Here is a 10,026-nt window from a genome sequence, read left to right on the forward strand (position 1 = left end):
AACGGTCATGCGGCCCAGCCCAGCAGCCGCGCCGTTCTGGCGTAACGTGCTCAAGAGTGAACCCGCATGTCTAACGCGCCCAACGTTCCCGTCCTGATGTATCACCACGTTCACCCGGCTGGCGGCATGATTGCCGTGACGCCCGAGGTGTTCGAACAACAGATCGCAGGCTTGGCCCGCGCAGGCTATACCTCGCTGAGCGCGCAGCAGTTCGCCGATTATCTGGCCGGCGGCACCGTTCCGGAAAAATCCGTTCTCATCACCTTTGACGACGGCTATCTGAATAACTGGACCTACGCGCATCCGATTCTGCAACGCCATGGCATGAAAGCCATCCTGTTTCTGATTACAGGCTGGCTCGGTCAGGGAGACGTGCGGCCTTACGAGGGGCAGGGCTTACCCGTGCCGCATTCGCCCGATCATCATGAAAGCAAACGCCTGGTCGCCGAAGGCCGCACTGACGAAGTGATGTTGCGCTGGAGTGAGGTGCGCGCGATGTTGGCGGCCGGGACCTTCGAGGTGCATTCCCATACGCATACCCATACTCGTTGGGACAAGGAATGCGGCCCTGACGTCGCTGCCAAGCGCGAGCACGTTGCCCAAGAATTAACAGATTCCCGTGCGGCCCTCGTCCACCAGCTGGGTGACGTCAGTGATCATCTGTGCTGGCCACAAGGCTATTTTGACGACGACTACGTACAGATGGCCCGCGAGGCGGGCTTCAAACATCTGTACACCACCGATGCCTTGGGTCAAAACCTGCCGGGCACCAATCCCGAGCACATCTATCGTTTTGCGGTGCGCAACCTCGGCGGATCCTGGCTGAACCGCCGCATCTGGATGTCCCGTCATCCCATCGTGGGCCCGCGTTATCACGCCTGGAAAGCGTGGAAAAGACGGCTGAGGAATCGCAAATGAAGCTCTCGGTCATCATCATCACCAAAAACGAGGCCAAGCACATCGTGGGGTGCCTGGAATCGGTGGCCTTTGCCGACGAATTCATCGTGGTGGATTCCGGCAGCACCGACAATACCGTTGAGCTCGCGCGCGATTTTGGCGCACGCGTCGAAATCACGCCCGATTGGCCGGGATTCGGGCCACAGAAAAATCGTGCGCTTGATCTGGCCACTGGCGATTGGGTGCTGTCCATTGACGCCGACGAGCGCGTCACCCCCGAGCTGGCCCGCGAGATCCAGGCAGTACTCGCGGCACCGAAGGCCGACGCTTATGACATCCCTCGGTTGTCGGAATTCTGTGGCCGTTTCATTCGCCACAGTGGCTGGTGGCCCGACTATGTGCTGCGCTTGTTCAAGCGCAGCACCGGGCGCTTTACCGATGCTGCAGTACACGAACGTGTCGTGCCGCAAGGCCCCGTATTGCAACTGAAGGGGCATTTCGAACATTATCCTTATCCCAATCTGGATGCGCTGATCAACAAGGTCAACCGTTATTCTTCGGATGCCGCAGCAATGATGTACGCCCGTGGCAAACGGGCGACGGTGTTCAGCGCACTGGGACATGGCTTTTGGACTTTTGTGCGTATTTATTTGATTCGTCGAGGGTTTCTGGACGGACGCCACGGCTTGGTGCTGGCAGTGACGGCAGCGGCAGGCAGTTTTTTTCGCTACGCCAAGCTCAGCTTTCTGTCTGACCAGGGTAAATAATTCTCTGCAGTGAAGATCCTTTACACCAATTTCCACCCGCGTAACGGCGGCGGCCATACGACCTACATCACCAGTCTGGCAAAAGCGCTGGCGGGTGATCATGAGATCACCGTGGCTGCGCCGGATACGAGCCGGCTGTTTCGCTATGCAGGCGCCATTCCCGGTGTGCGCACCGTTGGCATGCGTTTCACGACGCGGCTGTCATCCTGGTTTGGCGAACGCGCGGCATTGAGGCGTCTGATTGCGCAGGAGCGTTACGACATCATTCACGTCAACGGTTCGGCGGACCATAAGCAGGTCATGCTCGCATTGATCGGCATGCGCCATCGTCCGCGCGTCGTGTTCACCAAGCATAACGATCACCCGCTGGATTCCTTGGGCCATCGCATGCGGGCTGCCATGGCGACGGATCATGTCATTGCCGTCAGCGACTTTGTGCGGACTATGGTGATGGCATCGCCATACCGGCGTGTGCCGATCACTACGATCCGGCATGGCATCGATACCGATTATTTTGCTCCGCTTGATGTTACGCAGTCTCCGGACGCCGAATCCTCGGTAGAAACGCTGCGCGATCACTATTTCGGTCCCTCGTGGCGCGGTCGTTTGCTGCTTGGTAGCGCTGGCGGCACCGATTACGCAAAGGGATGGCTCGATCTGGTCGATGCTGCAGGCAGTCTCCCTGCAGATCTGCGCGAACGCATTTTCATACTCGTGGCAGGCGATCTCCCGAATGACGACAAGCGCGCACGCGTACGCGCGGCAGGCATGCAGGACCAGGTCTTTTTCCCTGGCTTGCTGGACGACGTCCGGGATGCGCTGGCCTGCTGCCATGTCGGCTTCGTGCTTTCCTATCGCGAAGCCTTGTCGTATGCCTGTCGAGAGGTGATGTCGCTGGGCTTGCCTGCATTGGTAAGCAATGCGGGCGGCCTGCCGGAAAATGTGCGAGACGGCGAAGATGGCTGGATCGTGCCTGTGCGCGATGTTCCCGCTATTGCTCGAACCTTGACCGTGATGTTGCAAGATCCCAGCCGGGTATCCATCATGGGCGCCGCAGCGCGGCGTAGTGCCGTCGACTTTTTTGGTCTCGACGATTTTGCTCGTGCGACCTTGGACGTTTATCGAAATACCGTGTCGGCTTGAGTTGACACCAGAGACGTGTTGACGATGTTTATCTCTCAGCGGTTCTCATCGTGGCAGGCCGCTACCATCTCGGTATGCCGTTAATCCGCTGATCAGGGCGCCATCACACGGGATGCTTCAGTGGCGAGGTTTCGAGCTCGAGGCGCGCCAACCACTGAAGTGCATCATCGCGATCCCGGCCGCACATTTCCAACGAGGGCTGCAGGCCCGAGCAACAGGATGGCCGCTCAGGCTGGCCAAAAATCCGGCAACGCATCATGTCATCCAGTTGGATACACGGCACACCCGCCGGCTTGCCGTGCGGCATGCCTGGAATCGCGCTGGAAATCGAGGGCGCCGTGCAGCATGCACCGCACCCTGCACGGCATTCAATGGCGGCACCCACGTTTACACCCATCCCCGCAACCAATACACGAGCAGGCCGGCATATTCCTTGATAATGCTGCGGCTGGCATCGAGCGTTCGCATATGCGGTAACCAAGGCGTCACCGACCCATCGGGCGGCAAGAAAATCTGTGGCGGTGTCGAGGCCGGAATGGCGGACACGCCTTGCTTGGAAAAGGCGGCCATCGCGCGCGGCATATGCAGCGCGGAAGTCACCAGCAGGATGCGCTTGAATCCATGCTCTTTCAGTTCCTCTTCGGTCTGCGTGGCATTTTCATAGGTCGTGCGGCTGGCGTTTTCCAGCACCAGGGCGCTCTCGGGGACGCCTTGTTGCTTCATCGTATAGGCCATGCCGCGAGCCTCGCTGATATCGCCTTCCAGCGCCCCACCCGACAAGACCACTTTGGGCGCGCGCCCGGCCTTGTACAGATTCGTGGCGGTATCCACCCGCACGATCGCGGTGTCCTTATCGTAGGGTAAAAACCAGTTGGCTCGGCCATTCGCCGTGTTGCCGCCCAAGACCACAATGGCGTCGGCGACTGGCAGTTCTGCCGCAGGCAGGTGCGGGTAGCGAGCCTCGAGCGAGCCTCCCAACCATATCGACGTCGCAGGCAGTGACCAGGCAGCCAACCAGATGACACCTGCGGCAGCGAGGGCTGCGCCCGTCTTGCGCAGGCGAAACAGTCCCAGTACCAAACCCAGAACGACCAAAGTTACGCAGAGATTCTGCGGAATGATGAGGTTGGCCAGGTAAGTCGTAAAAGTCATGTAAAAAAATCCGGTCAAGCAGGTTGCAGCAGGTCGCCGATTTCACGTTCGACTTCGTCGGCAGCGGGCCAGTTCCCGTCCGATCCAAGGCAAACCGCACGCGGTGACCAGGGGCCCGTACGTCCTGGACTGGTGACACCAAATAGCGTCAGTTGCGATGCATCGGCGGCCGCGGCGATATGCGATACCCCAGAATCATTACATATCACCAATGAGGCGCGAGTCGTCAACGCGGCAAACGCTCCCAGAGGGGTGGCAGGCAGCAGACGCGCGGTCGGCGCATTGCGCTGTGCTTGCTCAACCTCGGCAGGAGGAGGGCACATTACCACGGTATGGCCACGTGCCTGTAACGCACGCGTTAACGTATCAAAATGTGGCCAGACTTTAACCTTGCCTTTGTGCAGGCCGGTGGCCGTGGGGGCAATCAGCACAAAACGCTGTGCTGTCAGGCCGCCTTCACGCAACAGCGCATCTGCTGCCTCGTGCTGGGCGGCCGTGATGGGTAAATTCAGCGTTGGACCGGGCTGTTCCGTACCTGCCGGCAGTCCCCAACGCGTCAAAGCGCTGCGTGTCAGGTAATACCAGGATTGCACGGCGTGCAGGCTGGGGTCCGGCTTGGCAATCGGCCAGCGCAATAGCAGGCTGCGTCCATCGTCCCGATAGCCGGCGCTGGGAATTCCGGCCAGCCGAAACGTCGCAGCACTCGAGAGAGAGTCGGGCAGGGTCACGCCCCGCACTCGCTTCGCGGCCGCCCCCCAATTGCGCCGATGGTCGCGCACGGCGCGGTAATCCTCCTTCAGACGGCCCTTCATGGGGATGAAGTCATGTTTGACCACACCGTCCAGCAAATCGCGCGCCCAGGGGCGTGCGCAGACGACAACTGGCAAGCCAGTTGCGCTCAGCAGGGCCAGGCTAGGCAGGCTCATGCAAACATCGCCGACCCAATTGGGCAGGCGGACATACAGGCAAGAAATCTCTGATGTGGGCAACTTCGGTTCCTTGGAACGGTCGAACGGTACAATCCCGAGCACAATTGTATAAAAGCGAGCCCCCTCTTGAATTCTGACGCACGTCACGCACCCGCTGGATCTCATCCGGTCAAGTCCGAACTCTGGAAACGCGTCTACAGCCGCGTCGGTTCCTACTGGAAGGGCCTGCTGCTGGCTATCTTGCTGATGGCTGGCGCCGCCGCCACGCAGCCGACGCTGGCCATCATCATGAAGCCCCTGCTCGATGAGGGTTTCGCCGGCACCAAGCCGTATTACGTGTGGGCGATCCCCCTCGCCGTGGTGGGTCTGATCTTCTTGCGGGGAGTATGTAACTTTTTCAGCGATTACTTGTTGGCCTGGGTGGCCAATAATGTCCTGCTCGGCATGCGCCGTGACATGTTCGAGCGGCTGCTGGGGTTGCCCGATGCGGACTTCAAGCGCGGCGATACCGGCCGGCTGCTCAATCGCTTTACCATCGACGCCGGCAACGTCACTGGCTACGCCACCGATGTGCTCACCGTCCTGGTACGCGAAACGCTCGTCGTGATCGCGTTGATTTGCGTGCTGCTGTACATGTCCTGGATGTTGACGCTGATCATCCTGGTCATGTTGCCCGTTTCTGTGCTGATTGCGCGTACCTTCATTCGGCGCCTGCGTCGCATCAATCGCGAAACGGTCAATATGAACGCCGAGTTGACCCGTGTCGCCAGCGAGGGTATCAATGGCCAGCGCGTCATCAAGCTGTTCGACGGCTATGAGGCCGAGCGCGGCCGTTTTGCTTTCGTGAATGCGCGTTTGCGCCGCTTCGCCATGCGGACTGCCACGGCCGATGCTGCCATGACGCCGCTGACCCAGGTCTGCATCTCGATCTCTGTGGCTGCCATCATCGCCGTAGCGCTCAGCCAGGCCAATCACGGCAATCTGACCGTCGGTAGCTTTGCGTCTTTTATGGCTGCGCTGGCCCAGATTTTCGACCCCATCAAACGCCTGACCAACCTCGCCGGCAAAATGCAGAAAATGCTGGTGGCCGCAGAGAGCGTCTTTACCCTGATCGATCAGGAGCCCGAAGTCGATACCGGCAAACGCACCTTGCCCGAGCCGGTGCGCGGGCGCATCGAGTTCCGTCAGGTCACGCATCGCTTTCCCGATGCCGAGCGCGACACCTTGCACGACGTTTCCTTTCAGATCGAACCCGGGCAGACTGTCGCCTTGGTCGGACGTTCAGGCAGCGGCAAGACCACACTGGCCAATATGCTGCCGCGTTTCGTCCTGCCGGGGTCGGGCGATATCCTGATCGACGATGTACCGATCAATGAACTGACGTTGCGCAGCCTGCGTTCCCATTTGTCCTTGGTCAGTCAGGACGTAGTGTTATTTGACGACACCATCGCCGCCAACGTGGGTTACGGGGCATTAGGGCAGGCGAGCGACGAACAGATACGCGATGCGTTGGCCGCTGCCAACCTGCTCGAGTTCGTCGATGGCCTGCCGCAGGGCATGCACAGTGCCGTCGGCGAAAATGCCGCCCGCTTGTCGGGTGGGCAACGTCAACGCTTGGCGATTGCCCGCGCGCTGATTAAAAATGCCCCTATCCTGATTCTGGACGAGGCGACTTCGGCACTCGATAACGAGTCCGAACGTCAAGTTCAGGCGTCGCTCGAGCGCCTCATGCGCGGCCGCAGCACGCTGGTGATTGCACATCGTCTCTCCACCGTGCAAAACGCCGACCGCATCATCGTTCTGGATGGCGGCCGTATTGTTGAGCAAGGCCCGCATGCCGAGCTATTGGCAGCCCAGGGCCTCTATGCTTCGCTCTACAACATGCAATTCCGCGAGGACTGACTCGCTTTTTCGCGCGGTGAGCCATTCATCCGAGGTTCACCGCGTGTCGTGCCGGTCGATGGCCGATACACTTCGGTGCCCATCCCTGGATGCTGTGGCCCTGCCGGCAACCGCCGTTTCCCCGTCCATGACAGCAAACTTGGCGTCACACGCACCGTGAAGTCTGTGCGTTGACGTGTCCTGACAATTGGCTGAAGGTAAACTGATCTGATTCCGCTGCAATGGTGGGAATCCGCCATGACAGCGCCCTTGTGTTGCCCTGAGTGCGGACGAAGCCTTGGCACGTCGATGTCTCTGGCAATATCTATACAGATCCGGGTACGCCAATGCTAGAGTTTCTGCAGACCCTTCATTGGGGGGCGGTATTTCAAATCATCCTTATCGATCTCCTGTTGGGGGGCGATAACGCCGTCGTGATTGCCTTGGCCTGTCGCGGTTTGCCCCCGGACAAGCGCATGCAGGGCGTTCTATGGGGCAGCGCCGGCGCCGTCATGCTGCGCGTCGTCCTGATCAGTTTTGCTTTGGCCTTACTGAGCGTGCCGTTTCTCAAAGTCTTCGGTTGCCTGCTGCTGCTCTGGATCGGCATCAAATTGATGGTCCCTCAATCCGGCAGCCACGACAAGATCCAAAGTACGGCGTCTGTGCTGACGGCAGTCAAAACCATCATCGTGGCGGATTTTGCGATGAGTCTGGACAATGTCATCGCCATTGCGGGGGCTGCTGAAAATACCCATGCCGACCACCAGATCTTCTACGTCATTTTTGGCCTGCTTGTCAGCGTGCCCATCATCATCTGGGGCAGCACCCTATTACTGAAGCTGATAGACCGTTTTCCCCTGTTGGTTGCGTTCGGGGCAGGGCTGCTAGGGTGGATTGCGGGCGGCATGTTCATCACAGACAGCTACTTTGTGCAGCGCCTGGGGCAGCCCACTACAGCGGCCAAGCTTGCCGCAGAGTTGGCGGGTGCATTCGTTGTCGTTGCCGTGGGCAAGCGGCTGGCCGCGTACCACCGCAGGCGGGAGCAAAAGTCGCGTGACTTGCTTTAAACGTAACTAATATATCCGGAGCCGGCCAGGCTCAGTCAGACTTCAAAATAGCTCCGCCTATTGAGAGCAAAATCGTTTTATATCGGTCTTTGTGTGGGTACGGTCAACCTGTCCATGTCCCAGAATGCGGCCACTGGTCAGACCCGCTTCGCTGAGAAACGATGCCCTTCAAACCAGGATAATGTCGTATTGCTCTTGCGAATAAGCCGTCTCGACTTCCAGCGAGACGGGCTTGCCGACGAAATCCCCCAGCATCGCCAGATGCTGGCTTTCTTCTTCCAGGAACAGATCCACGACATTTTGCGAGGCCAGAATACGGAACTCGCGCGGATTGAACTGACGCGCTTCGCGCAAAATCTCACGCAGGATTTCATAGCAGACCGTACGGGCCGTGCGCACATTCCCCCGCGACTCGCACATGGGGCAGGGCTCACACAACTGATGCGCCAGCGAGTCCCGCGTGCGTTTGCGCGTCATCTCCACCAGCCCCAATTGGGTAAATCCGTTTACCGTCATACGGGTGCGATCACGCGCCAGCGCCTTTTTTAGTTCGGCCAACACCGTTTCGCGGTGCTCCAGATCCTCCATATCGATGAAATCGAGGATAACAATGCCCCCCAGATTACGCAGCCGCAATTGGCGAGCAATAGCTTGAGCCGCCTCCAGATTGGTCTTGAAAATCGTGTCATCGAAATTACGGCCACCCACAAAGCCACCCGTATTGACGTCCACGGTGGTCAGCGCTTCCGTCTGGTCAATAATCAGGTATCCCCCTGATTTCAGATCTACCCGGCGTGACAGGGCTCGTGCGATCTCGGCATCCACATTGGCCGTATCGAATAGCGGCCGCTCGCCGCTGTAATGTTGAATACGGTCCGCCACCGATGGCGTATAGAGACGAGCCCACTCGATCAGTGAGGTGGTCGTCGTGCGCGAATCTACCTGGATGACTCCCGTATTGACGCCAACCATGTCGCGCAGCACGCGTTGCTCGAGCGTCAGATCATGATGCAGCAGGGCGGGGGCGGGATTGCTGCGAGCCGCGGCCTGTACGCTCGCCCAGAGCTTACGCAGGTACTCCAGATCCGCACTCAGCTCATCGTCCGTGGCGCCTTCGGCTTGCGTACGTACGATCAAGCCACCTTTCTCGTCCTCAGGGATGAGTGCCTGCAGGCGTTCGCGCAATTGAATCCGCTCGGCCTCCGAGTCAATCTTTTGCGAGATGCCAATATGCGGGTCATGCGGCAAGTACACCAGCATACGGCCGGCGATACTGATTTGGGTCGAAAGGCGGGCGCCTTTGGTGCCCAGCGGGTCTTTGATCACCTGCACCATCAGGGTCTGACCCTCAAATAACAGCTTTTCGATAGGCGTAGGGGTCAGGCCCTGGCTGCGTTCGCTGCGGTTCTCTCGCAGATCCGCTATATGAATAAAAGCGGCGCGCTCCAGGCCTATCTCTATAAAGGCACTCTGCATCCCGGGCAGCACCCGCACCACACGGCCCAGATAAATATTTCCCACATGTCCGCGCTGAATACTGCGTTCTACGTGCAACTCCTGTACTGCGCCCTGTTCCACCAGGGCAACCCGTGTTTCAAAGGGGGTGATATTGATCAGGATGTCTTCGCTCATAAGCTCAGGTCGCGTTATCGTGGATTCAACTTGAATAGTAAACGGTGACAGAGGGCTGCCGAGCTTTATATCGCTTTATAGTGAATAGATGGGCTGATATGGTCGATGCACCCCGGTTGTACAGGACAAAACGGCGCGGAAATCAGTCCGAATCAGCCTTGTCCCCAAATTATTTGCAGATTTATCGGCCGATTTGCCAACGCCTTAAAATATCGTGTATAGTCTCGCTCCTTCGCTGCTTGAACACGAATTCAGACGAAACGCAGTTTCGATTGAGACGGGATCAGGCGGTGGGGCCGAAGTGGTAACGCAGTAAATTCCCGCGATGATGATTGTTTGAGATCTAGTTGCACCGAATTTAAAAAGTGTGTTAATATTTCGGGCTCGGCAGTTGGTGAGGTTAGGGTTAACCCTGATATCCCGAATGACCGAGGCAGCGGCTGGGGCGACCTGGTGGCTGTGAGGTGATGAAGAGTTCAGATCGGCGAAATAAATCGATTTGACAGCGTGAAAAAAAGCCTTCATAATCTCGTTTCTCTGCTGCTGACACAGTAGCAG

Annotated in this window: 9 protein-coding genes; 5 read left to right on the plus strand and 4 right to left on the minus strand. The window is 58.6% G+C overall.

All coding sequences use genetic code 11. From position 1 onward, the window contains the following. Positions 1-66 precede the first annotated feature (66 nt). The 3 genes from ACYVIT_RS10970 to ACYVIT_RS10980 are packed head-to-tail and all read left to right on the plus strand — an operon-like array spanning position 67 to position 2,807. Positions 67-918, plus strand: a complete 852-nt coding sequence (locus tag ACYVIT_RS10970) for a polysaccharide deacetylase family protein (RefSeq protein WP_415807939.1) — start codon at positions 67-69, stop codon at positions 916-918. After that, entirely contained in the window at positions 915-1,664 is a 750-nt protein-coding gene (locus ACYVIT_RS10975; RefSeq protein ID WP_415807938.1) for a glycosyltransferase family 2 protein, read from the plus strand. The genes ACYVIT_RS10970 and ACYVIT_RS10975 overlap by 4 nt, the downstream gene beginning before the upstream one ends. Positions 1,665-1,673: 9 nt before the next feature. After that, on the plus strand, positions 1,674-2,807 hold the full coding sequence (locus tag ACYVIT_RS10980; RefSeq protein WP_415807937.1) for a glycosyltransferase: 1,134 nt from the start codon (positions 1,674-1,676) through the stop codon (positions 2,805-2,807). A gap of 103 nt (positions 2,808-2,910) precedes the next feature. Here ACYVIT_RS10980 and ACYVIT_RS10985 read toward each other — a convergent pair whose 3' ends face one another. The 3 genes from ACYVIT_RS10985 to ACYVIT_RS10995 are packed head-to-tail and all read right to left on the minus strand — an operon-like array spanning position 2,911 to position 4,885. Next, on the minus strand, positions 2,911-3,192 hold the full coding sequence (locus ACYVIT_RS10985) for a YkgJ family cysteine cluster protein (RefSeq protein ID WP_415807936.1): 282 nt from the start codon (positions 3,190-3,192) through the stop codon (positions 2,911-2,913). A 2-nt stretch (positions 3,193-3,194) separates the two neighbouring features. Then, complete coding sequence (locus ACYVIT_RS10990) at positions 3,195-3,959, minus strand: YdcF family protein (RefSeq protein ID WP_415807935.1); 765 nt, start codon at positions 3,957-3,959, stop codon at positions 3,195-3,197. A gap of 14 nt (positions 3,960-3,973) precedes the next feature. After that, complete coding sequence (locus ACYVIT_RS10995) at positions 3,974-4,885, minus strand: glycosyltransferase family 9 protein (RefSeq protein WP_415807934.1); 912 nt, start codon at positions 4,883-4,885, stop codon at positions 3,974-3,976. Positions 4,886-5,014: 129 nt separating this feature from the next. Between ACYVIT_RS10995 and msbA the strand changes: the two genes are divergently transcribed. Together msbA and ACYVIT_RS11005 are read left to right on the plus strand one after the other, a co-directional pair. Next, positions 5,015-6,790, plus strand: a complete 1,776-nt coding sequence (gene msbA / locus ACYVIT_RS11000) for a lipid A export permease/ATP-binding protein MsbA (RefSeq protein WP_415807933.1) — start codon at positions 5,015-5,017, stop codon at positions 6,788-6,790. A gap of 326 nt (positions 6,791-7,116) precedes the next feature. Next, on the plus strand, positions 7,117-7,836 hold the full coding sequence (locus tag ACYVIT_RS11005; protein ID WP_415807932.1) for a TerC family protein: 720 nt from the start codon (positions 7,117-7,119) through the stop codon (positions 7,834-7,836). Between the two features lie 168 nt (positions 7,837-8,004). On the opposite strand, the gene rng is transcribed toward ACYVIT_RS11005, so the two are convergent. After that, positions 8,005-9,468 (minus strand): ribonuclease G, encoded by a 1,464-nt coding sequence (rng, locus tag ACYVIT_RS11010; RefSeq protein ID WP_415807931.1) that lies wholly within the window; start codon positions 9,466-9,468, stop codon positions 8,005-8,007. Positions 9,469-10,026 lie beyond the last annotated feature (558 nt).

This window comes from Bordetella muralis (assembly GCF_054781015.1).

Excerpts from the sequence above, each read along its gene's own strand:
- ACYVIT_RS10970 (WP_415807939.1), top strand. The coding sequence starts at position 67 with ATGTCTAACGCGCCCAACGTTCCCGTCCTGATGTATCACCACGTTCAC.
- ACYVIT_RS10975 (WP_415807938.1), top strand. The coding sequence starts at position 915 with ATGAAGCTCTCGGTCATCATCATCACCAAAAACGAGGCCAAGCACATC.
- ACYVIT_RS10990 (WP_415807935.1), bottom strand. The coding sequence starts at position 3,959 with ATGACTTTTACGACTTACCTGGCCAACCTCATCATTCCGCAGAATCTC.
- ACYVIT_RS10995 (WP_415807934.1), bottom strand. The coding sequence starts at position 4,885 with ATGAGCCTGCCTAGCCTGGCCCTGCTGAGCGCAACTGGCTTGCCAGTT.
- ACYVIT_RS11005 (WP_415807932.1), top strand. The coding sequence starts at position 7,117 with ATGCTAGAGTTTCTGCAGACCCTTCATTGGGGGGCGGTATTTCAAATC.
- rng (WP_415807931.1), bottom strand. The coding sequence starts at position 9,468 with ATGAGCGAAGACATCCTGATCAATATCACCCCCTTTGAAACACGGGTT.